Below are 25,242 nucleotides of genomic sequence, written 5' to 3' on the forward strand. Positions count from 1 at the left end.
CCCCCCCCCCCCCCCACGACCCCATGTCGTTCCAGGATCAATCCAACCGCCACCGTGAAACTGTCGAAGGCGGGGCCGTGTCGGATTGCGGGGTGTCCGCGGCATGGATGCCGCGGCCAAGCCCCCATGGACGGGTTTACGGCGTCCCCGCAATCCGACACCGCCCCGCCCAACACACAGACAACCCAGAGCCGCTTTGGCTTTGGCTTTGGCTGTTGCCCTGGCACACAGCAGGTGCAGGGCGCAGCCCTGCCGACCCACCCTCCGCTGCGCACGAAAACGATTTCACTGTTTTCAGCAAACCGTCATCCCTTCGCCACGCCAGTACCATATTGCGGAGCAGCATGCGCCCGCGGGCGACCCATGCTAAAAATCGCCCGCCCATCGCTTAGATCGATCCAAGAACGACACTGCGATGGCCGGGAGTTGGGGGAGCAGCAACAGGACGTACCAGGCCACGCGCACGGTGCTACTGCCACTGCATGGCAATAGCGACAATGTCACTTCAAATTAGATCGATTCAAGTTGTCCGTGCCACGTCACCGGATCAATCCAGGAGAGAGGGAGAGATGGGAATGAAGCATTCAACACGTACGCATGGTCAGGACGCACTGGCGTTCGCCATCGCGCTGGCCTTGGCCGCCGCCGTCATTCCGGCTGGCGCCGCCGCGCAGCAGGCCGCTTCCACCGGCTCGCAGGAGGCCACCAACCTGGACAGCGTCCAGGTCACCGGCTACCGCTACGCCATCGAGAAGAGCCTGTCACAGAAGCGCGACGCCAATGCCGTGGTCGAAGTGATCACCGCGGAAGATGTCGGCAAGTTCCCCGACAAGAACGTCGCCGACGCACTGCAGCGCGTGCCCGGCGTAGTCATCACCCGCAGCGGTGGCGAAGGCAAGAGCGTCAGCGTGCGCGGCCTTGCGCCGGACCTGACCCTGACCCAGTTGAACGGCAACTACGTGGCCACGTCGGAAACCAACGACGAAGCCACCCGGTCGTTCAACTACACCCTGCTGCCGTCGAACATGCTGTCCAGCGCAGAGCTGTTCAAGTCGCCGGAAGCACGCATCGACGAAGGCGGCATCGGCGGCACGGTCATCCTGCACACGCGGCGTCCGCTGGACATGGAATCCAACTCGGGCTTCGTCACGCTCGAGGGCACCTCCTCCGATACCCACCACGATATCGACCCGCAGGCCTCAGCCCTGTATTCGTGGCACAGCAAGGACGAGCGTTTCGGCGTGCTGATCGGCGTGACGCAGCAGAAGCGCACGACCCGCACCATGGAAGCCAGCACCGAGGACTACCAGTGGTATGGCGCCGGCAAGGCGCGCGATGCCTATGGCAACGTGCAGGCGCAGGATGGCATCCACTACTGGTGGGGCAAGTCCGGTTTCAACAACCAGACCGGCGGCAACTACAGCGATTTCTTCATGCCGACCTCGGTCAACTTCGCAGTGAAGGAAGAGAAGCGCGAGCGCAAGGGCGGCCAGCTGACCTTCCAGTTCAAGCCGGTCGACAACGTCACGATGACGGCCAACTACTTCCGCTTCGAGCTGCAGGGTGACTACACCCAGAACATGCTGAAGATTCCGGAATGGAGCATGGCCCGCTTCAACGGCGATGGAAACTGGGCCGGCGGCCGCCTGCTCAACGGCCTGGATTTCGACCCCAGCGGCAACACCGTTACCGGCGCCCAGTTCGAAAAGCTGGCTGGAAAGACCTACTACTGCAGCGAAGACCAGGCCAAGGCCGCTGGCCTGAAGCCCGGCGGCTGGGGCCCGGACGACTGCACGGTTCCGACGCCGCAGCTGACCGGTGGCTACAGCAAGGAAAAGGCGCTGTCGCAGACCGCTGACCTGACCATCGACTGGGATATCAGCCCGCTGTGGAAGGCCTCGTTCACCGGCGGCCGTACCTGGTCCGAAGGTGGTCCGTCGATGAACTTCCGCATGTCGGCCAAGCCGCGGCGCAAGGTCGGCAACGATTACCTGTCGGGCAACCTGTACAGCGCATGGGACCTGACCGGCACGCCGTCGGCCACCTTCTCGCCCGACCTGCAGCAGCAGCTGATGAACGGCATCGCCGAAGTCGACACCGGCTCGACCGATTCGTCGTGGAAGCGCACCGAGGTCAAGCAGAACTACTTCCAGGCTGACGTGACCAAGCTGTTCGAGTCGGGCTGGCTGGACTCGATCCAGTTCGGTGCCAAATACCGTGACGGCAAGGTCCATCGCAATACCGGCAACACCTACTGGGTGTGCCCCGGCCGCGACCCGGCCGACTATGACAACAGCCGCTACCAGAGTGGCTGCGATCCGACTGCCGGCGACGCGCAGCCCGGCTTCTTCCTGTCCAATCCGATCAGCAACATTGCCGGCGGCTTCAATGCCAACGTGTTCCCGGGCATCAACTACCCGGCCTACATCGACTACTTGAACAAGACCTACGGCGGTTCGCACAACCGTACCGAGGAAGACTTCGTCTACAACGTCAACGAGAAGATCTACTCGGGCTACTTCCAGGCCAACTTCCGTACCGAACGCCTGCGCGGCAATGTCGGCGTGCGCGTGGTGCGCACCAAGCAGTTCGCGCAGTCCTCCGACTCGATCGAGAAGTTCAACGACTACTTCCTGGACAACGCCTCCGGCGCACCGATGGCGTGCACCGATCCGGCCGCCGCGGCCTACCCGACCTACAGCTGCGAGAGCGGCTTCGTGCGCCTGCCGCACGACCTGGCGCAGAGCAAGACCTACAGCCTGATCGGCGTGGACCGTACCTACACCGACGTACTGCCGAGCTTCAATATCGCCTGGGACATCACCGACACGCTGGTCCTGCGTGGTGCCGCGTCGAAGGTGATCGCCCGCCCCGGCTACACCGACATCGCAGCTCCGGGCGCACTGAGCTATTACAGCGAAGAGTATGTCAATGATCGCCGCGTTGCCGGTGGCGCATCGACCGCAGGCTGGGTCGGCAAGGGCAGCAACAAGCAGCTGGAACCGTTCAAGGCCACCCAGTTCGACCTGGGCCTGGAGTGGTACTTCCAGCCGGGCGCGGTCGCCGGCGTCGGCCTGTTCCGCAAGAACGTGGACAACTTCACCCTGCCGGTGGTGCGCGACACGCCGATGGTCATCGGCGGTGAAGCGGTGAACGTGCAGCGCTATGAAACCCAGGCCAATGGCCGCGATGGTGTCTCGCAGGGCGTCGAGCTGTATGGCCAGTACACCTTCGATTTCGGCTTCGGCGTGCAGGCCAACTACACCTACAACGACACCAACCTGGCTTCCATTGTGTTGGACGGGCAGGAAATCGGCTCCTCGCCGCTGGTCGGCAGCGCCAAGAACCAGGCCAACGTGACGGTCTTCTACGAGAACGAGAAGTTCCTCGCGCGCGCCTCGTTCAACCGTCGCGGTCAGGTGGTCGGTGGGCTCAACAACGGCCTCACCATTTACACCGAGCCGTATGACCAGCTGGACCTGAACGTTGCCTACAACCTGACCCCGGACTGGACGCTGACCGCCTCGGTGATCAATGCCACCAAGTCCGAGCAGCGCGTGCACCTGGGCAATGACACCAAGGCACGTCTCTTCTCCAACACCTACGCAGGCCGCCAGCTGTACTTCGGCGCCACCTGGAAGTTCTAAGGCAACACCGGGTTGCCCGGGCCCGCCCCGGTGCAACCCACGTCCCGCCCTGGCGGGGACGGTCCTCCACGGCAGCCGCGCTGGTACAGGTGGCTGCCGTTTTTGTTGGCGCTTTTCTTCGGTTCAGCCCTGCGCTTGACCCTGCCAATGTTGGACGGTGCACACTGGCTCCACCCCAAGAGCACCGAAGGAGCTACAGATGGAATTCCACGTTGAAGGCATGACCTGCGGCGGCTGCGCACGCAGCGTGACCAAGGCGATCGAGCTGGTCGATCCGCAGGCCAGCGTGCAGGCAGATCCGGCCAGCCGTCGCGTGCAGGTGCAGACCTCGGCCAGCGAATCACAGATCGTGGCGGCACTGACCGATGCCGGCTTCCCGCCGCGCACGGCCTGATTCCCTACCCTGCGCCTGCAACGAAAAACCCGCCCGGTGCAGCTGCACCGGGCGGGTTTTTTCATGCATGCAACGCCAGGTCAGTGCTTGTGCGTGCGGCGCCGTACCGCACCGGTCTTCGCGGTCTCCGGCGGTGTCAGGGTCTCTTCGTCCTCGCCCAGCCGCTGCAGGATCGGGCATTCCGGGCGCTCATCGCCCGCACAGCAGCTGATCAACGACTTCAGCGTGTCGGCCATCTGCCGCATGCTTTCGATACGCTGTTCCAGGTCGGCGATGTGCTGTTCGGCAAGATGCTTGACGTCGGCACTGTGCCGCGAGGTGTCGTTCCACAGGCCCAGCAGGTCGGTGATCTCGGCGACCTGGAAGCCGAGATCGCGCGCGCGGCGAATGAAACGCAGGCGGTGGATGTCCGCCTGCGAATACGCCCGGTAGCCGGACTCGGTGCGATCTGCCGCGGGAATCAGGCCGATCTGTTCGTAGTAGCGGATCATCTTCGCCGAAACGCTGGAGGCCTTGGCGGCTTCACCGATGTTCATGCGGTTCTCCTTCAATGACTCGCGGCAGGTACATCCGCCATCGGCGGCTGGAAGCGGCGCAGGCGCAGCGCATTGCCCAGCACGAACACGCTGGACAACGCCATCGCACCGGCGGCGAACACCGGCGACAGCAGCACACCCCAGACCGGGTACAGCACGCCGGCCGCCACCGGAATCAATGCGGTGTTGTAGGCAAAGGCCCAGAACAGGTTCTGTCGGATGTTGCCCAGCGTTGCCTTCGAAAGCGCGATGGCATTCGGCACGCCCTGCAGGTTGCCCGACATCAGCACCACATCGGCCGACTCCACCGCGATATCGGTGCCGGTCCCGATGGCCAGGCCGACATCGGCCTCGGCCAGCGCCGGCGCATCGTTGATGCCGTCACCAACAAAGGCAACATGGCCATGAGTGGCCTTCAAGCGGCGCACCGCCTCGACCTTGCCTTCCGGCAGCACTTCGGCCACCACTTCATCGATACCCAGCTGGCGCGCGATCGCCTGCGCGGTACCGGCGTTGTCACCGGTGATCATCGCCACCTTCAGGCCAAGCTGATGCAGCGCCGCGATCGCGGCCGGCGTGCTCGGCTTGATCGGATCGGATACTGCGATGATCGCTGCCAGGCGTCCATCGATGGCCGCGTACAACGGCGACTTGCCCTGCGCGCCGAGTTCGGCCGCCAGCGCCGCAAACGCAGTGATATCCACGCCAAGATCGCGCATGAAGCGATCGGCGCCGACCTCTACCCGTGCGCCCTCTACGCTGGCGCGCACGCCCATGCCGGTGACCGAATCGAAATCGACCATCGATGGCAGCGCGAGGCCCTGCTCGGTGGCTGCATCGACAATGGCGCGGGCGATCGGATGCTCCGAACGTGATTCCACGGTGGCGACCGCGGCCAGCACTGTGGCGCGATCAAAGCCGTCGGCGATCTCCAGGTCGGTCAGGCGCGGCCGGCCTTCGGTCAGCGTACCGGTCTTGTCCACCGCCACTACCTGCGCGTCCTTCAGCAACTGCAGTGCTTCACCCTTGCGGAACAGCACGCCCATCTCGGCGCCGCGGCCGGTACCGACCATGATCGACGTCGGCGTGGCCAGGCCCATTGCACACGGGCAGGCAATGATCAATACCGCCACCGCATTGACCAGCGCGAAGCTCAGCGCCGGCGATGGGCCGAAGATCAACCAGACCGCGAAGGTCGCCAGTGCGGCCAGCATCACCGCCGGCACGAACCACAGGGTGACCTTGTCGACCACCGCCTGGATCGGCAGCTTCGAGCCCTGTGCCTGTTCGACCATGCGGATGATCTGCGCCAGCATGGTCTGCGCGCCCACCGCCGTGGCACGCACGGTCAGTGCACCTTTCTGGTTGACCGTGCCGCCCACCACGCTGCTGCCCGGCTGCTTCTCGACCGGAATCGGTTCGCCACTGATCATCGACTCGTCGATGTAGCTACGGCCCTCGATCACCTCGCCATCGACCGGCACGCGCTCGCCCGGGCGCACTTCCACCACATCGCCGCTCAGAACCTCGTTGACCGGAATCTCGATCGTGCGGCCGTCACGGATCACATGCGCGACCTTGGCCTGCAGGTTGACCAGGCGCTTGATCGCCTCGGAGGTACGGCCCTTCGCGCGCGCCTCAAGGAAGCGGCCGAGCAGGATCAGCGCGACGATCACCGCCGCTGCTTCGTAGTAGACGTTCACCGTGCCCGGCGGCAACAACCGCGGTGCAAAGGTCGCCACCACCGAGTAACCGAACGCTGCGGTGGTACCCACCGCCACCAGCGAGTTCATGTCGGGTGCCAGCCGCAGCAGTGCCGGGAAACCCTTCTGGTAGAAGCGGCTGCCGGGAATGGCCAGCACCAGCAGGGTCAGTACGAACTGCAGGTACCAGCTGGTCTGCATGCCGATGGTGGCCATCACCCATTCGTGCATGCCGGGAATCAGGTGCGAGCCCATTTCCAGCACGAACACCGGCAACGCAAGCGCGCTCGCCACGATCAGGTCGCGCTTCAGTTCGGCGCGCTCGGCATCCTTCTTTTCGGCGGCCTCATCATCGGACTGCACGCCGGCCTCGATCAGGCGTGCGGCGTAGCCGACCTTGTCGATGGCCGCCACCAGCGCGTCCGCGGCTGCCACGCCGCGCACCGTGGCGCGTTCAGTGGCCAGGTTGACGCTGGCCTGGCTGACGCCCGGTACCGCCAGCAGCGCGCGCTCGACGCGACCGACGCAGGAGGCACATGTCATGCCCTCCACCGCCAGCTCGACGGTGGCGGCCGGCACGTCGTAGCCCACCCGCTCCACCGCCTGGATCAGCGCGGCACGATCGACCGGTCCGGACGCGCGGATATCCGCCCGCTCGGTGGCCAGGTTCACCGAGACACTGCCCACGCCTTCAACCTTGGACAGTGCCGCTTCGACACGGCCGACGCAGCTGGCGCAGGTCATGCCCTCGATGGGCAGGCTGATGGTGGCCGAGCTGGCGGGGACTGCAGTGGCGCGGGGCGTGGTCATGATCGGATTCCCGGGATTCCTTCTGGATGCGGACAGGCTAAACCTTGCCATCGTGGGAAGGTCAAATCCAGCCACCCCGGGGTTCATGAAGGGGTTCATCCACGCATGACGTGGATCTACCGAGCGGACGGGGACGCCTTGCGGATCAAGGCCCGACGCCCCCGCTGTCCGCCTCAGAAGGTGAACACGTACTCCAGCGCGAACTCGCGGCCAACCGCGCCGAGCAGGCGGGTCGGGGCGAAGTCATAGTCCAGCTTGTACGGATCCTTATGGTTCCAGCTGGCCGAATTGAACACGTTGTTGACGTAGACATTGACCTTAGCGCGTTCGGTCACCTGGTAGCCCATGTTGAAGTTCCAGGTGATGAACGGGCCGACCCGCCCGTAGTAGCGCGTGGTCTGCTGGCCGGCGTTCGGGTTCGGATTGGGCGAGCCATCCGGACGCGTCGCCGGCTCCAGGCAGTTCAACGACGGGCTGTCGCTGGGCACGTAACCGTCGGCGAACGGCAGGCAACCACCAGGATTGTTCAGGCGATCGGTGCCCCAGTGATAGCGAACGCCCGGCACCGAACCGATGCGATCGGCATAGACGTTGGCATTCCAGTTGCCACGCTGCCAGGCCAGGCTCGCGCGCAGCTTGCTGCGCAGGTCACGGTCACGACGCTCCGGGTTCGGATCGTTGGCGTAACGCTGTTCCTTGGTTGAGATCTGGTTGGTGTAGTTCAGGCCGAGCTGGAAGCTGCCCCACTGCGCGGTTTCCAGGCGATAGCGCGCGGTCAGGTCGATGCCGCGCACTTCGCGGCTGGCCAGGTTGAACGGGCCACGTTCAATCGATACCAGGCGACCATTGCTGTCACGGTTCACCCGGGCCAGGATGCCGGCGCAGTATTCACCACCGGCCGGATTGGCCCACGGCGTACCGTCCATGTTCTTGCCGGTCAGGCAGCCCGCCTCGCTGGCCAGCACCTCGTCGGCGCCCACGTCGACGATCATGTCTTCCAGCTTGATTGCCCAGTAATCGGCACTGACCGACAGATTCGGCAGCACATCCCAGACGAAACCGACCGTCCACGAATCACCGGTCTCCGAACGCAGCAGCGGCGTGCCACGCCGGTTCACGTCGAACGTGTACCAGACATCGGTATTGCCCACGCCACAGTTGTTGACCAGGTACGCGCCACTCTGGATGCAGCGCAGGCGGTCATAGGTCTGCACCTCGGAGCTGCTCGGCTGGCCGAGCAGGTAGTGCATGTCCGGCGCATGGAAGCTGGTGGCGTAGGAGCCACGCACCAGCAACGACTCCACCGGGCGCCATTCCAGGCCGACATTCCAGGTGGTCTCCTTCTGGCTGCCGATGTCCAGCGCTTCACCGCTGTTGTCAGCCTTGTAGCTGCCATAGCGGTCATAGCGCGCGGCCGCAGTGGCGGTCACGCTTTCCAGCAGCGGAATCTTGAACTCGACGCCGGCCGAATAGCGGGTGCGCTCGCCGCCACCGCGATCGACGTTCTGCAGGTCGAAGTCGATGCCGGCGCGCGGGTCCGGACTGAGGTGGTAGCCCTGCTGCGCGACTTCGGCCACCGCCGCGAACGAGATCGGGCCGGCCCAACCCTGGAACAGTTCGCCGGTGATATCCGCCGAAGCCTGGTTGACCCATGAGGACGCACGGTTCTTCGCGACCGTGCCCATCTGCCAGTACTGCTCCGGCGTCAGCGGGTTCCACCAGCGCGATTCGTTCAGTGCGTAGATCGCCTCGCCGTCGGCGGTGGTGCCCAGCTTCGGGCCGAGGAAATAGTCGTACGACTTCTGCTTGTCGACCACGTTCTGCCGCTCTTCAACGCGGTAGTAGGAACGGCCCACCGTGGCGCTCCAGTCGAAGCGATCGGCCAGGCGACCACGCAGGCCCGCACTCCAGTCCCAGGACAGTTCGCGGTTGGTGTTACGCAGCGTGTCCAGGCCGCCCACCTCGTTCGGAGTGAACTGGCGCACGCCGAGGATCGGGCGGTTGCGGTTGGCATCCCAGTAGTAGCCGTTGTCATCGTCGATCAGCGACACGCTGGGCGGATTGGTGCCCCATATCGCTTCGGAGCGGTATACCGCCAGGTTGGTCCAGGCCTGCAGGTCGTTGCTGAAATCGAAGGTGGCATACAGGTTGCCGGACACGTTCTCGGCACCACCGGTGAGCAGCCAGTTGGCGTAGTCGGCGCTCATGCCGCACAGGCGGCCGGTGTTGGTGATGGTGTTGGCGGCGTAGTTGTAGACCAATCGATCGGCGGTGTAGTACTCGCCGTCGAATTTCTCGCAGGTGCCGGTGGGCGGCGCCAGGCGCTGGCCGGTCGTGGGATCGATCAGCGCCAGCCCTGCGGTGGGACGGAAGCCGACCTTGCGCTGTTCCATGTTCCAGGACGGATACGGCGCATCGTCGGCATCGTCCATCTGCGGGCGGTCACGCCCGAACAGCGGATCGCGCTTGGTGTACTGCAGTGCGTAGGTCACGCTCCAGTTGTCGCCGGTCCTGCCACCGGCCCAGGACAGGTCCCAGGTATCGCGGCCGCCTTCGGTGGAGGTACCACCGCGCACGCGCACTTCGTCGCCGTCGTAGTTGGTCTTCAGGATGACGTTGACCACACCGGCGATCGCATCCGAACCGTAGATGGCCGAGGCACCACCGGTCAGCACTTCAATGCGCTCCACCGCAGCAGCGGGAATGTTGCCGTAGTTGGAGAAGTTGGTTTCGCCACCGTAGGGCAACGGGTAGTCGGCCACGCGGCGACCGTTGACCAGCAGCAGCGAGCGGTTCGGGCCCATCCCGCGCAGGTTCAGGCCGCTGGCATTGGGCGTATGCGATCCCCACTGCGAGGCGGCTTCAACGGTGCCGGTGGCTTCAGTGAGCGTCTTCAGCGCGTCGTACACGCTGACGAAGCCTTCCTTCTGGATCTGTGCGGCGGTGATCACATTGACCGGTGCCGGGCCCTCAACGCTGGCGCGCTTGATGCGCGAACCGGTGACGGTGACCGCGTCGAGATCCTTGGTGGACGAACTGGCGGCCTCCTGCGCGCTGGCCGCCAGGGGCAACAGGGCCAGGATCAACGCCTGGGACAGCAGGTGACGACGCTTGCGTACGGACTGAGCCATGGGTGGTTGCTCTTCGAAAGTGTGGACGCACGGACGGTTGGTGGCGCGGCTCTACGGCTGATCCGGGCACCTGGATCGGTTCAAGACCGATACGGCGCCCTCCCCTGTGGATCGATCCAAACTAAAGCACAGCTGAACCACGCCGGGCATGCGGCGACGCAGCAAGACGCGGCGCAATGCCGTTATCGGCTGCAGGTATCCAAGACAATCAAAGGGTTGCTAAACATCGCTGAGAAAACGGCGCACACGTCAATGACACGATCGCGACAATCGTGCGCGGAACGGATTTGTCCGCGTACGGCAGCGGGTCGTTGTAGAGCCGAGCCTGCGCTCGGCTGCTGTTGTTCGTCGCGAAGAGCAGCCGAGCGTAGGCTCGGCTCTACACAAGAAGCGGGTTACTGCGCGCCGTCCAGCGCCTGCCGCAGCGCGGCCACAGTGGCAGTGGCGGTCTGGCTCCAGTCCGGATCCAACCCTCGCAAAGCCGGGTTCTGGAACTGCATGGCCGAGCGCCGCAGGCCCTTGGCCGAGGCGTGCAGTTCGGTACAACCGGTCTGCCGTGCAACGGCTGCGATGTTGCCCGGGGCCAGTCCGGCGCCGGCCATCACCGTGATGCGGCCCGCTGCCTGGGTAACGAGGCCTGCCAGCACATCGGCACCGGCCTCGGCACTGACCTGACCGCCCGAGGTCAGCACGCGCTGGCAACCCAACCCGATCACCTGCTCCAGCGCGGCGGGCAGGTCCCGGGCAGCATCAAAGGCGCGGTGGAAGGTCACCTGCAGCGGCCCGGCAGCCTGCACCAGTTCACGGCACAACGGCACGTCGATGCCGCCCTGCGCATCCAGCGCACCGATCACCACGCCATCGCAGCCCAGCGCGCGGCACTGCGCGATGTCACGCAGCATCAGCTCGGTTTCCAACCCGTCGTAGTGGAAGTCGCCCGGGCGTGGCCGCACCAGCACGAAGAACGGAATCGACAGGCGTTCGCGGGCGATCGCGATACTGGCGAACGACGGCGTGGTACCGCCCTCGGCCAGGTTGTCGAACAGCTCGATGCGGTCGGCGCCGCCGGCCTGCGCGGCCAGCGCCGATGCCAGCGAGTTGCTGGCGATCTCCAGGGTCAGCCGCGTGCTCACGCCTGGGTGCTCGTGTAGATCGACGGCGAATCACGCAGATCGTCCTGGCGCTGCGCATCGCACACTGCATAGACGAAACCACGATGCAGCGCGTAAGCGCCCACCTCACCCTGCTTGTTCATGGCCAGGAAGCACACCTGCAGTGTCTTGCTCGCTTCCGGGCGCTTGCGCACCACGCGGTCGATCGCTTCGCGGCAGGCCTGCGCGGGAGAACGTCCCTGGCGCATCAGCTCGACCACCAGGAACGAAGCGGCATTGCGGATCATCTCCTCACCCACGCCCGAGGCGGTGGCCGCACCCACGTCGTTGTCGACGTACAGGCCGGCACCGATGATCGGGCTGTCGCCGACGCGGCCGTGCAGTTTCCAGGCCATGCCGCTGGTGGTGCACGCACCGGCCAGGTGGCCCTTGGCATCCAGTGCCAGCATGCCGATGGTGTCGTGGTTGTCGCTGCTGCCGGGAATGCCGCGGCGCTCGGCGTTGATCTGCGGCTGGTACTTCTCGGTTTTCAACCACTCGCGCCAGGCGGCTTCGGCCTGCGGCGTCAGCAGGCGCTTGCGTTCGAAGCCCTGCTGCATCGCGAACTGCTGCGCGCCCTCGCCCACCAGCAACACATGCGGGCTGTTTTCCATCACTTTGCGGGCGACCGACACCGGATGCAGGATGTCGACCAGCGCTGCCACCGCACCACAGCGACCATCGCCGTCCATGATGCTCGCGTCCAGGCTCAGCACGCCGTCGCGATCCGGATTGCCGCAATGGCCAACAGTGGGGTTGCACAGCTCGCTCTCGGCCCAGCGTGCGCCTGCTTCCACCGCATCCAGCGCGCTGCCACCCTGCGCCAGCACCTTCCATGCGGCCTGGTTGGCCGGTACGCCGAAGTCCCAGGTGGAGACCACCCGGGCCCCACCCTGCGTGCGCGCCTGCACGCCCGGCAATGCCGCCATGCCTGCGGCCAGTGCACCGGCCTGCAGGAACTGCCTGCGATCCACCATCTTCCCCTCCCAGTCTGCAATGCACGGCCGGCCCGATGCCGGCCCTGCTGATCAGTCGTGCATGGGCTGCCGCGCGGCGTGCCAGACCGCTGCACCGAGCACACCCAGCTGGCCGTGCTCCACCCGCCAAACCGGTACCTGGCGCAGCACCTCGGTCAGCACGCCCTTGTTGAGGAAGCGCTCACGGAAGCGGCCATCGGCCAGGAAATCCTGCACATGCGCGGAAATGCCCCCGGCCAGGTACACCGAGCGCGCGCCGACGGCGATCGCCGCGTCGCCCGCCAGGCTGCCCAGCCAGGCACAGAACACCTGCAGCGTTTCCACCGCCAGTGCATCCTCGCCGCTGCGCGCGGCACCGATCAGCGCCTCGGTACTGGTCCACACAGGGGTGACGCCGCGCAGTTCGCACAGGCACGGATACAGGTTCATCAGGCCGCTGCCGGACAGCACGCGTTCGTTGTCCACGTGCGGCCAGCGCTGCAGCAGCTTGCCCAGCACCTGCAGCTCCAGTGTGTTGCCGGCACCGAGCGCGGCATGGCCGATCTCGCTGGCCAGCACCGGGCGCTCGCCATCGGCAAAACGCAGTGCCGCGCCCAGGCCGGTACCCGCGCCCAGCACCAGCGCCGGGAAGGCCTGCGCCGGATCGGCGTCGCCGTTCAGAGGCACCAGGGTTTCCGGCTGCAGGTACGGGATCGCCAGCGCCACCGCTTCGAAATCATTGATGAGCTGCAGTTCGCGCAGGCCAGACTGTTCGCGCGTGGTCGACAGCGAGACCGTCCACGGCAGGTTGGCATTGATCAGCACATCGCCATCGAGCAGACCGGCGATGGCCACCACTGCGGTCTGCACTGGCTGGCCGAGACCAGCGGTGAAATCGGCCAGGATCGCAGCCAGGCTGGGGTGCTCGGCGCAGGCATAGGTGCGATGGCTGCCCAGCAGCGGCGCCTGGCCGGGTTGGGTCGCAGCCAAGGCCAGACGGGCGAAAGTGCCGCCGACATCGGCGACAACGAGACTGCGCGGAAGACCGCCGCGGGCGGAGTCGGTGGAAACCGGGGACGCTGCTGCGATGGTCACGCTGGCCTGCTTGGATCGATTGAATCGCCCCGATTCTCAGGCATCGGGGCGGCTTTGCCTAGCACGCCGATGGTTCAGGTTGGCCTACATGCCTTCCTGTTCGGCCACCTGCACGCCGTCCACCAGCACGCGCAGGCGCTGCGGGCGGAAGCCGGCAAACAACAATGGCCGGGTGCGCTCGACCAGCACTTCGTGGCCGGCGATGTGGCGCAACCACGACTGTACCAGCGAGAACGAGAAGTGGGTGCCCGGGTGCAGCGGATGCTGCACCCAGACCTTTTCGGTAGCGCTCTGCAGCAGCATCGCACCGGTGAACCAGTGGCGGCTCAGCGTCACCGGCGTGGTGCCGGCCATGAAGCGGATATCCATGCGGGGTCCTTTCGCGTTGGGCAGCGGCGCCCTGGATCAGGGCTGGGCAGTCTGCAGGCTGTAGCTGGTGGTGGCGGTGAAAACCGCGCCATCGGGCTGGGTCGAACGCACTTCAACCTTGTGGCTGCCCACCGCCAGATCGGTCGGCAACGCGCCGCGCCACAGGTGCGGCGATGCGGTGGCCTCCGGCGAGCGATCGTAGCCACGCAGGTTGTTTGCAAGATCGTCGGCCACGTTCTCCACCATCAGGCGCGGATCGGGCTGGCTGACCTGCTTCATCGGCTGCCAGGCGCCGCCATCCACGCGGTACTCGACCACGCTGGCATCCTCACCCATGTAGACATTGGCGTAGACACCCCACGCCGGGTAGGCGCCCTGGCGCAGCACCTTGGGGGCATGCAGGCCGATCTGCTCGCTGGCCGGTTGGCCGGCCACGCGATACTGCAGCTTGTAGCTGCCATTGCCAGCCACGTCGAGCAGCGCATAACCCTTCGGCGTGCCATCGCTCATGGTGCTGTCCGGCACGCCGGCGACGTCCTTCACCCCCGACCAGAACGCACCGCAGTTGGCACCGACGTTGTACTCGTGCAGCGGCTTGTCGCCGTTCCAGCCCTCGGCCTTGCCGTGGTAGACGTGCTGCTGGGTGTGGCTGTGGCCGCTGAGCACCAGCACGTTGCGGAAATCCTTCAGCAGGTCGAACAGGCGCTGGCGGTCGGCGTGGCGGAAGGTCTCGCGCCCCGGCGCGGCGTCGAACAACGGGATGTGCATGCCCAGCACCAGCAGGCGGTCCTTGTGCAGGCCCTTCAGGTAACTGGCAAGGAAGGCGAACTGGTCTTCGCGCAGGCCGCCGACGTACTTCGGCTTGGCCTTGGGGTCGTAGACCACGTCGTCCAGGAACACGAAGCTGGCGCCGCCCTCTTCCACCGCGTAGGTGTCCGGGCCATAGATGTTGCGCCAGCTGTCCAGCGAATGTTCGTCGCTGCCCGCATCGAAGTCGAGGTCGTGGTTGCCCGGCACATGGAACCACGGCACGCCAAGTTCGGTGGTGACCTTGTTGATCGCCGGATACAGAGTCAGGTCATCGTTGACGATGTCACCCAGGGTGGTGCCCATGCGCGCCCTGGTCTGGCCGACCAGCGGTGCCACGATCGACTGCTGGTAGTAGCCGATGTCCTTCAGGCTGGCGGTCTGCGAATCGGTGAACACCAGCATCTGGAAACCACGGCGGCTGTCGTGGCGGTCCGACTGCAGCGCGAAATCCCAGTTGCGGGTGACATCGCTGGTGGCGGCGATACCACCGTACTTCAGTGCCGGTGAACCGTTCGGGCGGTAGTGGCGCCAGAACGACGGCAGGCCGTCGGTGGCCTTCGGGAAAGCGTAGGCATCGGGCTTGATCACGAACACGGTCTGGCCGTCGCGCACCGGCAGGCTGTAGCTGCCATCGGCGGCAGTCTTGACGATGGCTTCGCCGTTGGAGACCTGCACCCCGGCCAGGCCCGGATCGGTCGCACCGCGACCCGGCCGGCCATCGCGCTCCAGATAGACCTTGCCGCTGACCACGGTGTCCGCGGCCCAGGCCGGCGAGGTCAGCAACAGGCAGCACAGCCAGGTGGCAGGCAGTTTCATGGGCGGTCCGGGGAAAAAGAAGACCGCCTATTGTAGATTCCGTTGATGACATCGCGCACGCGGTGGCGCATTGCCGGTAGTGCCGGCCGCTGGCCGGCAACCTCATGATCGTCGGGCATCTGGTGGTTGCCGGCCAGCGGCCGGCACTACCGCAGCTCAACGATGGCGTTTTTCCAGTACTGCCCGCGCATCATCCAGCGACAAGCCGCGCGCGCGCAGCAGCACAAGCAGGTGATACAGCAGGTCCGAGGCCTCGCCCAGCAGCGCCTCGTCGTCCTGTGCCACCGCCGCCAGAGCCGTCTCCACGCCCTCCTCGCCCACCTTCTGTGCGATGCGGCGGATGCCGCCCTCGAACAGGCTGGTGGTGTAGCTGCCTGGCGGCCGCTGCGCCTCGCGCATCGCCACCAGCTGGCCCAGCCCACCCAGGAAGTCCTTCGGTGCCCCGTCGAAACAACTCTCGGCGCCGGTGTGGCAGGTCGGCCCGGCCGGGCGCGCCATCACCAGCAGCGTGTCGGCATCACAGTCGACACTGATCGACTGCACCACCAGCACGTTGCCGGACTGCTCGCCCTTGGTCCACAACCGCTGCTTGCTGCGGCTGAAGAAGGTCATGTGGCCGATGGCCAGCGTGGCCGCCAGCGATTCGGCGCTGACATAGCCCAGCATCAGCGCCTGCAGGGTGTCGGCATCCTGCACCACCGCCGGCAGCAGGCCGTCGCCCTTGCCCCAGTCCAGCGCCTGCAGCGCATCCAGTGATGGTTTCACTTCAATAGACATCCCGCACCTCGATCTGCTGTCCGCGCAGGTAGCGCTTCAATTCTGGAATGGCGATGGCGCCACTGTGGAACACACTGGCCGCCAGCGCGCCGTCGACGTCGGCCTGGTCGAAGGCTTCGGCGAAGTGCTCCATCGCACCGGCACCGCCGGAGGCGATCAGCGGCACCTGGCACAGTGCCCGCGCCTGCTGCAGCTGCGCGACATCGTAGCCACGGCGCACACCATCGCTGTCCATGCAGTTCAGCACGATCTCGCCTGCGCCACGCCGTTGTGCTTCGACGATCCAGTCCAGTGTGCGCAGTGGCACCGCCTGGGTCTTGTCAGGGTCACCGCTGAATCGACGCACCCGCCACTGGCCATCGGCCTCGCGTACCGAATCGACCCCCACCACCACGCACTGCACGCCGAACTCGTCTGCCAGCTCGGTGATCAGCTCCGGGCGGCCCAGCGCCGGCGAGTTGATCGACACCTTGTCGGCACCGGCGAACAGCACGCGACGTGCAGTTTCCACGCTGTCGATGCCACCGGCCACGCAGAACGGAATGTCGATCAGGCGCGCGATGCGCTCGATCCAGGCCACATCCACCGAACGTGCCTCGGGACTGGCGCCGATGTCATAGAACACCAGCTCGTCGGCGCCCTGGTCGCGGTAGCGCTGTGCCAGTTCGGCGATGTCGCCCATATCGACGTGGTCGCGGAAGCGTACGCCCTTGACCACGCGGCCATCGCGCACGTCCAGGCAGGGAATGATGCGGCGGCTCAACATGCCAGCGCCTCCGCCAGGTCCATACGCTGCTCCAGCAGCGCCTTGCCGAGAATCGCACCGCCGCAACCGGCGGCGCGGGCTTCGGCCACATCGGCCACGTCACGGATACCACCGGAGGCCTGCACCGCCACGCCCGGCAGCAGCGCCGACAGGTGCTGGTAGAGGCTGATGTTGGGGCCGGCCAGCATGCCGTCGCGGGCGATGTCGGTACACAGCAGGTGGCGCATGCCGGCGCGCGCAAAACGCTGGGCCAGGGCATCCAGGGTCACTCCGGCGTTCTCGGTCCAGCCATGCACCGGCAATTGCCATTGGCCCTGTGCGTCCTGACGGGCATCCAGCGCGATGGTGATGCGCTCGGCGCCGAACTCCTCCAGCCAGCCAACCACTTCATCGGGGCGACGCACCGCCAGTGAGCCGACCACCACGCGGCCAGCGCCGGCATCGAGGATGCGCGCCACATCGTCACGGCCACGCACGCCACCACCGGTCTGCACCTGCAGCGTGGTCTGCGCGCGGATCGACGACAGCAGCGGTGCCAGCGTGTAGCCACCGGCGCGTGCGGCGTCCAGGTCGACCAGGTGCATCCACTGCGCGCCCTGCGCGGCAAAGGCCTGTGCGCGCGGCAGCGGATCGTCACCATAGGAGGTTTCCTGCATGTAGTCGCCCTGGCGCAGCCGCACCACGCGGCCATCTCGGATATCCAGCGCGGGGTAGACGATGAAACTCATGCAGCAGTGCCCTCGAGGAAATTGCGCAGCATCAACGAACCGGTATCGCCGGAGCGCTCGGGATGGAACTGTGCGCCGAAGTAGCGCCCCTGCTCCACCACCGCGGTGAACAGGCCGCCGTGATCGCAGGCGGCTACCGTGTGGGCGTTGAGCGGTGCTGCATAGCTGTGCACGAAATAGGCGCTGGCGCGCTCCGGCACGCCCTGCAGCAACAGCGATTCGCGCAGCGGCAGCAGGCGGTTCCAGCCCATGTGCGGTACGCGAATGCCACAGGCCGGCACCAGCTTGCGCACCACGCCGGGAATCAGTCCCAGCGCTTCTACGCCGGCCTCTTCGGAGCGCTCGAACAGAAGCTGCATGCCCAGGCAGATGCCCATCAACGGCACTTCCAGCCGCTGCAATGGTTCCACCAGACCCTGCGCATGCAGGCGCTGCATGCCGGGACCAGCGGCGCCGACGCCGGGCAGGATCACCCGCTGTGCGCCGACCAGGCCATCGGCATCGCGCACCAACCGCACCGTTGCACCCAGGCGCTCCAATGCGTAGCGCACCGAACCCAGGTTGGCGCCGCCGGCATCGATCAGCGCAACGTCGCTCACAGCGCCCCCTTGGTGGTGGGCAGCGCCGTGCCCTGGCGGGCCAACGCCGGGCGCAATGCCCGCGCCAGTGCCTTGAAGCAGGCCTCGACCTTGTGGTGGTCGTTGTCGCCACGCACCTGCAGGTTGAGGTTCAGCCCGCTGGCATCGCACAGCGAACGGAAGAAGTGCGGGACCAGCTCGGTCGGCATGTCGCCCACCCGCTCGCGCTTGAACTCGCCTTCAAACACGAAATACGGGCGGCCACTGAAATCCAGCGCAGCGCTGGCCAGGGTTTCATCCATCGGCAGGGTGAAGCCGTAGCGGCCGATGCCGCGCTTGTCGCCCAGCGCCTCGCGCAGCGCCTGGCCCAATGCGAGACCGGTGTCTTCGATGGTGTGGTGCTCGTCGATGTGCAGGTCACCCTCGGCCTGGATGTCCAGCGCGAAGCCACCGTGCTTGCCGATCTGTTCCAGCATGTGGTCGAAGAACGGCAGCCCGGTGTCGATGCGCGCATCGCCGGCACGGTCCAGGTCGAGCTCGACGCGGATCTTCGTCTCTTTCGTGTTGCGCTGGACCACCGCCGTGCGTGGTGCATCGGCCAGTGCGTGGGCGATGCCCGGCCAGTCCCACTCGCCGCCGAACTGTTCGGTGCGCAGCTGGAAGCCACGGATGTTGAGGTTGTCGGCGAACTGCAGGTCGGTGATGCGGTCGCCGACCATGCCCGAACGCGCCCAGTCGATGCTGCGGTCCTGCAGGTAGGCAGTCATCAGGCCGATGCCCGGCTTGCGGGTGGGCGCATTGTCCTGCGGCCAGCTGCTGTCGATCAGCACGTCACGGAAGGTGATGCCCTGACTTTCGAAGATATGCAGCATCAGGTCGTTGGGGCCATCGAAGCTGGCGCGCGGGTAGCTGTCGCTGCCGAGGCCATCCTGGTTGCTGACGATCACGAACTGGTAGCCGGCATCACGCAGCTTCAGCAGCGCCGGGATCACCTGCGGCACGAAGCGCAGCTTCTCGTAGGCGTCGATCTGGAAATCGGACGGCTCCTCGATGAGGGTGCCGTCGCGGTCGATGAACAGGATCGGGGTCATGCTGCGGCCCTCCGCGCCGACAGGGCCGCAAGCACGCGGTCATTCTCTTCGGGGCTGCCGATACTGATGCGCAGTGCATCGTCCAGCTGCGGTGCAGCGCGCTGATCGCGCACCACCACGCCGGCTTCCAACAGCGTATCGAACGCGGCCTGTGCATCGGCGAAGCGGACCAGCAGGTAATTGCCGCCCGAAGCGTATACCCGGCCAATGCCGGGCAGGCCCTGCAGGGCGCGGTACAGGCGCTCGCGCTCGGTGATGACCGTGGCTACCCGCTCAGCGGTGCGCGCGAGCGCGGCCGGCTGCAGCGCCTGCACGGCCAGCTCGGAGCACGGCGTCGGCACCGGGTACGGCGCCTGGCAGCGGCGCAGCACGGCAATCAGTTCCGGCGCGGCGATCAAGGTACCGATACGCGCGGCGGCCAGTGCGTGCGCCTTGGACAACGTGCGCAGCACCGCCAGGTTGGCGTGCGCGGCAAGCAACGTGGTCGCCGAAGCGCGCTGTGCGTACTCGACATAGGCCTCGTCCACCACCACCAGCGCCTGCCCACGCAGGGCACGAGCCACCCGTTCGATCTCGGGCAGCGGGATATCGCTGCCGGCAGGATTGGACGGCGCGCACAGGAAAACGAGCTTGGCGCCCTGCTCCTTCGCAGCGGCAATCACCGCATCCAGGTCCGTGCGCAGGCCCTCACCATCGTCAATCAGCGGCACCTCGATCAACGGCGCACCCTGCAAGCGTGCACAGACTGCGTACATGCCGAATACCGGTGGCGTCACCAGCACGCCATCGCGGCCGGGCACGCATAGGGCGCGGACCAGCAGATCGATCGCCTCGTCGCTGCCACGGCCTACCAGCAGCTGTTGCGCCTGCACGCCGTACAGCGACGCCAGCGCATCACGCAGCGCAGCCGGCTGCGGCTCCGGGTAGCGGCGGCTGCCCCCGGTGGCGTCTGCCGGATTGGCCCACGCTGATTCGTTCGCGTTCAGCCACACCTCGCCCTGCACAGCGCTGCTGCGCGCCGAACTGTAGCCGGCAAAGGCCTGCAGGTCCGGCCGTACCAGGGCCAGCACGCCGTCGATGTCCGCGCTCATGCGGCCACCTCCATGCGCAGTGCCACCGCACGTTCGTGCGCATCCAGGCCTTCGGCGCTGGCGATGATGCGCGCGCAGCCACCGATCGCGGCCAGGCCAGCGGCGGTCGCGCTCTGTACGCTGATCAGGTTCTGGAAGCTGGCCACGCTGACGCCACTGTAGGCGCGCGCGGCACCGGCGGTGGGCAGCACGTGGTTGGTGCCGCTGCAGTAGTCACCCAGTGCTTCCGGCGTGTAGTCGCCGAGGAACACCGAACCGGCCGCCTGCACCTGGTCCAGCCACGCGCGCGGTTCGCGCAGGGCCAGGATCAGGTGTTCGGGGGCGTAGCGGTTGCTGATCGCAAACGCATCGGCCAGCGATTCCACCTGGATCAACTGCGATGCCGACAGCGCCTGGCGGGCGATGTCCTGCCGCGGCAGCAAGGCCACCTGGCGTTCAACTTCGGCCTCGACCGCGGCCAGCATCGCCGCGTCATCGGTCAGCAGCAGCACCTGTGAATCCGGGCCGTGCTCGGCCTGCGACAGCAGGTCGGCGGCAACGAACGCCGGATTGGCGCCGGCATCGGCGATCACCAACACTTCGGAGGGACCGGCCGGCATGTCGATGGCGGCGGCACCGTCCTGTGCCACTTGCTGCTTGGCCTCGGTGACGAAACTGTTGCCCGGCCCGAACAGCTTGTCGCTGGCCGGGATGCTTTCGGTGCCATAGGCCATCGCCGCGATCGCCTGCGCACCACCCAGCTTGAACACGCGTTGCACGCCGGTCAGCCGCGCGGCCACCAGCACCGCCGGATCGGCGCTACCGTCGGCGCGCGGCGGCGTGCACAGCACCACCTGCGGGCAACCGGCCAGCTGCGCCGGAACGCCCAGCATCAACGCGGTGGACGGCAGCGGCGCGCTGCCAGCCGGCACATACAGGCCCACCCGGCCGATCGGGCGCAGCATGCGTTCGCAGACCACGCCCGGCGTGGTTTCCACCGTATAGCCCTGGCCCATGCCGGCCGCATGGAAGCGGGTGATGCGTTCGGCCGCTTCCACCATGGCCTGGCGCAGCTCGGCCGGCACTGCGGCATCGGCAGCTGCGAACTCGGCTGCGGAAACTTCGAAATCCTGCAGATCCACGCCATCGAAGCGCGCGGTGATCGCGCGCAGCGCGTCGTCACCCTGCGTGCGTACCTGCGCGATCAGCGCGGCCACCGCATCACGGGTCTGCTGCGCCACGGTCTGCACCGGGCGGGTCAGTGCCGCGCTGCGCGCGGCCTCATCAAGTCGGGACCAGATCAGACGGTTCATGCCAGCGATCGCTCCACGCTCAGTACCATCAGGCCCTGCGCACCGGCGCGCTCGAGTTCCTCCATGCGCTGCCAGCTCAACGGACCGGGGCACATGGTCTGCAGGCGCAGTGCACCGCCATCAGCCGGCAACCGCACCAGCGGTTCGGCATCGGCCAGCAGCTGCGACAACGCATCGACGCGGTCCTCGCTGGCGCGGAACATCAGCAGCTTGCGGTCCTGCCGCTGCACCACACCGTCCAGGCGGCGCAGCAGCATGCTGCGCAGGGCGCCGCGCGCATCATCGGGAACGCGTACCGCACCGGCCAGCACGGCTTCGCTGTCGAGCAGGTTGTGCACCGGGGTAAGCTGGTTGGCGCGCAGCGTGGCACCGCTGGAGACCAGGTCGCAGATCAGGTCGGCGGTGCCCAGACGCGGTGCGATCTCGACCGAGCCAGACAGTTCGACTACCTGCGCGTCCACGCCCTGCTCCATCAGCCACTGCTTGAGGATGGCCGGGTAGCTGGTGGCGATGCGGGTGCCGGCCAGCTGGGCCGGGCCCTGCCACTGCCATTCTTCTGGCACCGCCAGCATCAGCCGGCACTGGCCGAAGCCCAGCCCGCGCAATGCCTGATAGGTATCGGCCAGGCCGATCTGGCGACGCGCGGCGGCCTGTTCGTCCAGCTCATTGCGGCCGACGATGCCGAGGTCGCAGACGCCATCGGCGATCAGACCGGGAATGTCGTCGTCGCGCACCAGCAGCAGGTCCACCGGCAGCGATTCGCCGTAGCAGAACAGCTTGTCGCGGCTCTCTCGCCAGCTCAGGCCACAGGCACTGAGCAGGTTGCGGGCGGGCTCGGCCAGCCGGCCACTCTTCTGGATGGCGATACGCAGCCGGTCTCGCGCCGGCGCTGCCTGGGTTGCACTCATGGGGGAGGTCTCGAAGTCTGGAACGGGGCGCGGATCAGCGCGAAGCAAGGCGGTCGACAGCGGCGGCATAGCCTCGATGGCCATGCTCGAGCGTGCGTGCCACCCGTCCGGTGGTGGTCACGCTGACGCCGGTGCGCTCGTGGATCTCGCGGTAGGGCACGCCCTGCTGCAGCAGCGGCACCACCTTCCAGCGGTCGGCCATGGCTTCCAGCTCGGCCGGCGTGCACAGGTCACGCAGGAAGGCGACCACCTGCTCCGGCTCGCGCAGCGCGGCAAAGGCCTGGGCCAGGGCGTCCAGATCGGCTTGCGGGTCTTTGGCGGCGATGTCGGGGCGGGCTTTCACGGGCGTGGTTCTTGCATCAATGTAATAGCGTGTTAGTACATTAACGCATTCTTGCGCAGTGCGTCAAATCGTGGATTGGGTTGGGGTAAGGCAGGGCTGCTGCCCTGCACCCGCTAAGAGCCAGAGCAAAAGCAAAAGCTGGTTTCCTGAGCGTTGGCGGGGAGGGTCCGGTGGCAGGGGACGCCGTAAACCCGTCCATGGGGGCTTGGTCGCGGCTTGCTCGTGTGCGCAGTCCTGCGCACACGGCAAGACCCGGGTTGGGCGTCCTGTCCAACCCGCCCGAGGCATGCCTCGGGCCCATGCGGCTCACACCCCTGCCACCGGACCCTCCCCACCTTCGACAGTTGGCTGCGGCCTGCTGGATCTCGTCAGGAAACTGATCGGAACCGGCTTTTGTAGAGTCGAGCCATGCTCGACTGCTGTTGTCCTGAAACGCAAAACGCCCACCAAAGGGCGGGCGTTATGCTTTCAAATCAACAACCTGACCCGACTCAGGGCAGGCAACGCACCTCGGCCTGCAGCGCGCCGCGCCGCAGGCATTCGCCGAACAGGCTGCCCTGTCGGCTCGGCAGGGACTGGATGTTCTCCAACGCCCCCGCTCCCGCCCGGCACGTCCGTGAGGCCAGGGCCTGCAGGTCGTCCTCCAGCTGTGCGCGGTCGATCGCATGGCAGCGATCAACCACCAGCCGGTACTGCGCCGGCCCGATCCGCGTGCTGTGCAACGACCGATCGCTCTGGCAGCCCGCCAGCAGGAGCACGCTCAGCACTCCTGCGGCGGCACGCATCACACCATCGCCCTGGACTGCTCCAGCTCCACCAGAAGGGTGCTGGCCAGTTCGTCGCGCGACACTTCGAACTGCTGCTCGCGCAGCAGGTCCTTCACCGCCACCACGCCGCGCGCCAGCTCATCCTCACCCGCCAGCACCACGAAGCGGATACCGGCCTTGGCCGCGTACTGGAACTGCTTGCCGATCTTCTTCGGCTCCATCTGTACTTCAGTGTTGATGCCACCGGCGCGCAGGCGGCGGGCAATGTCCAGCGACTGCGGCATGCCCTGCTCGTCCATCAGCGCCACCAGCGCCTGTACGCTGCTGGCTTCGATGCCGTCGATCAGGCCAGCCTCGCGCAGCTGCCAGAACAGGCGCGACAGGCCGATGGAAATGCCCACGCCCGGCAGCTTGGACTTGCTGTAGTGGCTGGCCAGGTCTTCATAACGGCCACCGGAACAGATCGACCCGATCTGCGGGTGGTCGGTCAGCGTGGTCTCGTACACCGTGCCGGTGTAGTAATCCAGGCCACGTGCAATGGAGAAGTTCAGGCAGTAGGCGCTTTCCGGCACGCCCAGTGCCTGCACCAGCTGCAGTACTTCGCGCAGCTCGGCCACGCCGGCACGCAGGATCTCCGAGGAACCCGCGCCGTCTTCCAGCGCTGCCAGCTGTGCCAGCGCATCGGCATGACCCTGCGAACGCACGGCGACGAAGGCCAGGATCTTCTCGACCTGTTCGGCCGGAATGGCAAAGCCCTCGCCCACCAGCGTCTCGCGCACGTAGTCGGGGCCACGCTTGTCCAGCTTGTCCACTTCGCGCAGCACTGCCAGCTGGCGTTCACCCTCGGCCACGCCCAGGCTTTCGAAGAAGCCGCGCAGCAGCTTGCGGTTGTTCAACTGGATGCTGAAGTCGCCGATGCGCAGTTCCGAGAACACTGCGTGGATGACCGCCAGCACTTCGGCGTCATAGCGAACGCTCAGGCTGTCCTTGCCGATCACGTCGATGTCGCACTGGTAGAACTCGCGGAAACGGCCGCGCTGCGCACGCTCGCCGCGGTAGACGCGCTGCATCTGGTAGCGGCGGAACGGGAAGGTCAGTTCATGCTCGTGCTCGGCCACGTAGCGCGCCAGCGGCACGGTCAGGTCGAAGCGCAGCGCCATTTCCGGCAGTGAACGGTCGCCCGATTCGGCGGCATTGGCCAGCGCGCCGGTGGACTGCACGAAATACACCTGCCGCTCGGTCTCGCCGCCGGACTTGGTCAGCAGCACATCGGACAGCTCGAACACCGGCGTCTCCACCGGCAGGAACCCGAAGCGCTCGTAATTGCGGCGGATCACGTCCAGCATGCGCTGGAATGCGATCTGCTCGCGCGGCAGCAGTTCAAGGGTGCCGGGCGGGGTACGGGGCTTGATCACGGGCGGAACTCCTGCTGGAACGGGACGTGGGAGGGGGCGACATTCTAGCGCCCCCGCCTCGGGCAGGG

The 25,242-nt window shown here is 66.5% G+C and carries 21 protein-coding genes; 2 read left to right on the forward strand and 19 right to left on the reverse strand.

What is annotated here, in order from left to right:
• Nucleotides 1–569 precede the first annotated feature (569 nt).
• Both AC07M7_RS13475 and AC07M7_RS13480 read left to right on the forward strand, forming a co-directional pair.
• Entirely contained in the window at nucleotides 570–3,647 is a 3,078-nt protein-coding gene (locus AC07M7_RS13475) for a TonB-dependent receptor (RefSeq protein WP_495207611.1), read from the forward strand.
• Between the two features lie 199 nt (nucleotides 3,648–3,846).
• Nucleotides 3,847–4,041 (forward strand): heavy-metal-associated domain-containing protein, encoded by a 195-nt coding sequence (locus tag AC07M7_RS13480; protein ID WP_012510895.1) that lies wholly within the window; start codon nucleotides 3,847–3,849, stop codon nucleotides 4,039–4,041.
• A gap of 80 nt (nucleotides 4,042–4,121) precedes the next feature.
• On the opposite strand, the gene cueR is transcribed toward AC07M7_RS13480, so the two are convergent.
• The 19 genes from cueR to hisS all read right to left on the reverse strand — a co-directional run bounded on the left by cueR (nucleotide 4,122) and on the right by hisS (nucleotide 25,174).
• Complete coding sequence (gene cueR, locus AC07M7_RS13485) at nucleotides 4,122–4,577, reverse strand: Cu(I)-responsive transcriptional regulator (protein ID WP_197619559.1); 456 nt, start codon at nucleotides 4,575–4,577, stop codon at nucleotides 4,122–4,124.
• An 11-nt stretch (nucleotides 4,578–4,588) separates the two neighbouring features.
• Complete coding sequence (locus AC07M7_RS13490; RefSeq protein WP_495207612.1) at nucleotides 4,589–7,090, reverse strand: heavy metal translocating P-type ATPase; 2,502 nt, start codon at nucleotides 7,088–7,090, stop codon at nucleotides 4,589–4,591.
• 173 nt (nucleotides 7,091–7,263) lie between these two features.
• Nucleotides 7,264–10,221 (reverse strand): TonB-dependent receptor plug domain-containing protein, encoded by a 2,958-nt coding sequence (locus AC07M7_RS13495; protein WP_046985967.1) that lies wholly within the window; start codon nucleotides 10,219–10,221, stop codon nucleotides 7,264–7,266.
• Between the two features lie 395 nt (nucleotides 10,222–10,616).
• Nucleotides 10,617–11,354 carry a copper homeostasis protein CutC gene (locus AC07M7_RS13500; protein ID WP_136639910.1) on the reverse strand — a complete coding sequence of 246 codons (738 nt, stop codon included), beginning with the start codon at nucleotides 11,352–11,354 and terminating at the stop codon, nucleotides 10,617–10,619.
• Complete coding sequence (locus AC07M7_RS13505; RefSeq protein ID WP_136639909.1) at nucleotides 11,351–12,349, reverse strand: glycosylasparaginase; 999 nt, start codon at nucleotides 12,347–12,349, stop codon at nucleotides 11,351–11,353. The genes AC07M7_RS13500 and AC07M7_RS13505 overlap by 4 nt, the downstream gene beginning before the upstream one ends.
• A gap of 51 nt (nucleotides 12,350–12,400) precedes the next feature.
• Nucleotides 12,401–13,423: a glucokinase gene (locus tag AC07M7_RS13510; protein ID WP_046985964.1), complete on the reverse strand. Its 1,023-nt coding sequence runs from the start codon at nucleotides 13,421–13,423 to the stop codon at nucleotides 12,401–12,403.
• An 84-nt stretch (nucleotides 13,424–13,507) separates the two neighbouring features.
• A complete protein-coding gene (locus tag AC07M7_RS13515) occupies nucleotides 13,508–13,792 on the reverse strand; it encodes a hypothetical protein (protein ID WP_005409434.1) in 285 nt (94 codons plus the stop codon).
• A 36-nt stretch (nucleotides 13,793–13,828) separates the two neighbouring features.
• Nucleotides 13,829–15,418, reverse strand: coding sequence for a calcineurin-like phosphoesterase C-terminal domain-containing protein (locus tag AC07M7_RS13520; RefSeq protein WP_136639907.1), 1,590 nt, complete (start codon nucleotides 15,416–15,418; stop codon nucleotides 13,829–13,831).
• A 156-nt stretch (nucleotides 15,419–15,574) separates the two neighbouring features.
• Nucleotides 15,575–16,195 carry a bifunctional phosphoribosyl-AMP cyclohydrolase/phosphoribosyl-ATP diphosphatase HisIE gene (gene hisIE / locus AC07M7_RS13525; protein WP_046985962.1) on the reverse strand — a complete coding sequence of 207 codons (621 nt, stop codon included), beginning with the start codon at nucleotides 16,193–16,195 and terminating at the stop codon, nucleotides 15,575–15,577.
• Entirely contained in the window at nucleotides 16,185–16,961 is a 777-nt protein-coding gene (hisF, locus tag AC07M7_RS13530) for an imidazole glycerol phosphate synthase subunit HisF (RefSeq protein WP_046985961.1), read from the reverse strand. The genes hisIE and hisF overlap by 11 nt, the downstream gene beginning before the upstream one ends.
• Nucleotides 16,955–17,689, reverse strand: a complete 735-nt coding sequence (gene hisA / locus AC07M7_RS13535) for a 1-(5-phosphoribosyl)-5-[(5-phosphoribosylamino)methylideneamino]imidazole-4-carboxamide isomerase (RefSeq protein ID WP_046985960.1) — start codon at nucleotides 17,687–17,689, stop codon at nucleotides 16,955–16,957. Before hisA ends, hisF begins: the two co-directional genes overlap by 7 nt.
• Nucleotides 17,686–18,288, reverse strand: coding sequence for an imidazole glycerol phosphate synthase subunit HisH (hisH, locus tag AC07M7_RS13540; RefSeq protein ID WP_046985959.1), 603 nt, complete (start codon nucleotides 18,286–18,288; stop codon nucleotides 17,686–17,688). The genes hisA and hisH overlap by 4 nt, the downstream gene beginning before the upstream one ends.
• Nucleotides 18,285–19,358, reverse strand: coding sequence for a bifunctional histidinol-phosphatase/imidazoleglycerol-phosphate dehydratase HisB (gene hisB / locus AC07M7_RS13545; RefSeq protein WP_495207613.1), 1,074 nt, complete (start codon nucleotides 19,356–19,358; stop codon nucleotides 18,285–18,287). The genes hisH and hisB overlap by 4 nt, the downstream gene beginning before the upstream one ends.
• Nucleotides 19,355–20,449, reverse strand: coding sequence for a histidinol-phosphate transaminase (gene hisC / locus AC07M7_RS13550; RefSeq protein WP_495207614.1), 1,095 nt, complete (start codon nucleotides 20,447–20,449; stop codon nucleotides 19,355–19,357). The genes hisB and hisC overlap by 4 nt, the downstream gene beginning before the upstream one ends.
• The gene (gene hisD / locus AC07M7_RS13555; protein WP_495207615.1) at nucleotides 20,446–21,741 is read right to left on the reverse strand and encodes a histidinol dehydrogenase; all 1,296 of its coding nucleotides are present in this window, start codon (nucleotides 21,739–21,741) and stop codon (nucleotides 20,446–20,448) included. The genes hisC and hisD overlap by 4 nt, the downstream gene beginning before the upstream one ends.
• The gene (gene hisG, locus AC07M7_RS13560) at nucleotides 21,738–22,649 is read right to left on the reverse strand and encodes an ATP phosphoribosyltransferase (protein WP_136639901.1); all 912 of its coding nucleotides are present in this window, start codon (nucleotides 22,647–22,649) and stop codon (nucleotides 21,738–21,740) included. The genes hisD and hisG overlap by 4 nt, the downstream gene beginning before the upstream one ends.
• Nucleotides 22,650–22,683: 34 nt before the next feature.
• Nucleotides 22,684–22,992 (reverse strand): YerC/YecD family TrpR-related protein, encoded by a 309-nt coding sequence (locus AC07M7_RS13565; protein ID WP_025874839.1) that lies wholly within the window; start codon nucleotides 22,990–22,992, stop codon nucleotides 22,684–22,686.
• Between the two features lie 491 nt (nucleotides 22,993–23,483).
• Nucleotides 23,484–23,750 (reverse strand): hypothetical protein, encoded by a 267-nt coding sequence (locus tag AC07M7_RS13570; RefSeq protein WP_495207616.1) that lies wholly within the window; start codon nucleotides 23,748–23,750, stop codon nucleotides 23,484–23,486.
• 26 nt (nucleotides 23,751–23,776) lie between these two features.
• Nucleotides 23,777–25,174, reverse strand: coding sequence for a histidine--tRNA ligase (gene hisS, locus AC07M7_RS13575; protein ID WP_426353617.1), 1,398 nt, complete (start codon nucleotides 25,172–25,174; stop codon nucleotides 23,777–23,779).
• Nucleotides 25,175–25,242 lie beyond the last annotated feature (68 nt).

The organism is Stenotrophomonas sp. GW821-FHT09E08 (genome assembly GCF_059416125.1).

Excerpts from the sequence above, each read along its gene's own strand:
- AC07M7_RS13475 (WP_495207611.1), top strand. The coding sequence starts at position 570 with ATGGGAATGAAGCATTCAACACGTACGCATGGTCAGGACGCACTGGCG.
- AC07M7_RS13480 (WP_012510895.1), top strand. The coding sequence starts at position 3,847 with ATGGAATTCCACGTTGAAGGCATGACCTGCGGCGGCTGCGCACGCAGC.
- cueR (WP_197619559.1), bottom strand. The coding sequence starts at position 4,577 with ATGAACATCGGTGAAGCCGCCAAGGCCTCCAGCGTTTCGGCGAAGATG.
- AC07M7_RS13490 (WP_495207612.1), bottom strand. The coding sequence starts at position 7,090 with ATGACCACGCCCCGCGCCACTGCAGTCCCCGCCAGCTCGGCCACCATC.
- AC07M7_RS13495 (WP_046985967.1), bottom strand. The coding sequence starts at position 10,221 with ATGGCTCAGTCCGTACGCAAGCGTCGTCACCTGCTGTCCCAGGCGTTG.
- AC07M7_RS13505 (WP_136639909.1), bottom strand. The coding sequence starts at position 12,349 with ATGGTGGATCGCAGGCAGTTCCTGCAGGCCGGTGCACTGGCCGCAGGC.
- AC07M7_RS13515 (WP_005409434.1), bottom strand. The coding sequence starts at position 13,792 with ATGGATATCCGCTTCATGGCCGGCACCACGCCGGTGACGCTGAGCCGC.
- AC07M7_RS13520 (WP_136639907.1), bottom strand. The coding sequence starts at position 15,418 with ATGAAACTGCCTGCCACCTGGCTGTGCTGCCTGTTGCTGACCTCGCCG.
- hisIE (WP_046985962.1), bottom strand. The coding sequence starts at position 16,195 with ATGTCTATTGAAGTGAAACCATCACTGGATGCGCTGCAGGCGCTGGAC.
- hisF (WP_046985961.1), bottom strand. The coding sequence starts at position 16,961 with ATGTTGAGCCGCCGCATCATTCCCTGCCTGGACGTGCGCGATGGCCGC.
- hisA (WP_046985960.1), bottom strand. The coding sequence starts at position 17,689 with ATGAGTTTCATCGTCTACCCCGCGCTGGATATCCGAGATGGCCGCGTG.
- hisB (WP_495207613.1), bottom strand. The coding sequence starts at position 19,358 with ATGACCCCGATCCTGTTCATCGACCGCGACGGCACCCTCATCGAGGAG.
- hisC (WP_495207614.1), bottom strand. The coding sequence starts at position 20,449 with ATGAGCGCGGACATCGACGGCGTGCTGGCCCTGGTACGGCCGGACCTG.
- hisD (WP_495207615.1), bottom strand. The coding sequence starts at position 21,741 with ATGAACCGTCTGATCTGGTCCCGACTTGATGAGGCCGCGCGCAGCGCG.
- hisG (WP_136639901.1), bottom strand. The coding sequence starts at position 22,649 with ATGAGTGCAACCCAGGCAGCGCCGGCGCGAGACCGGCTGCGTATCGCC.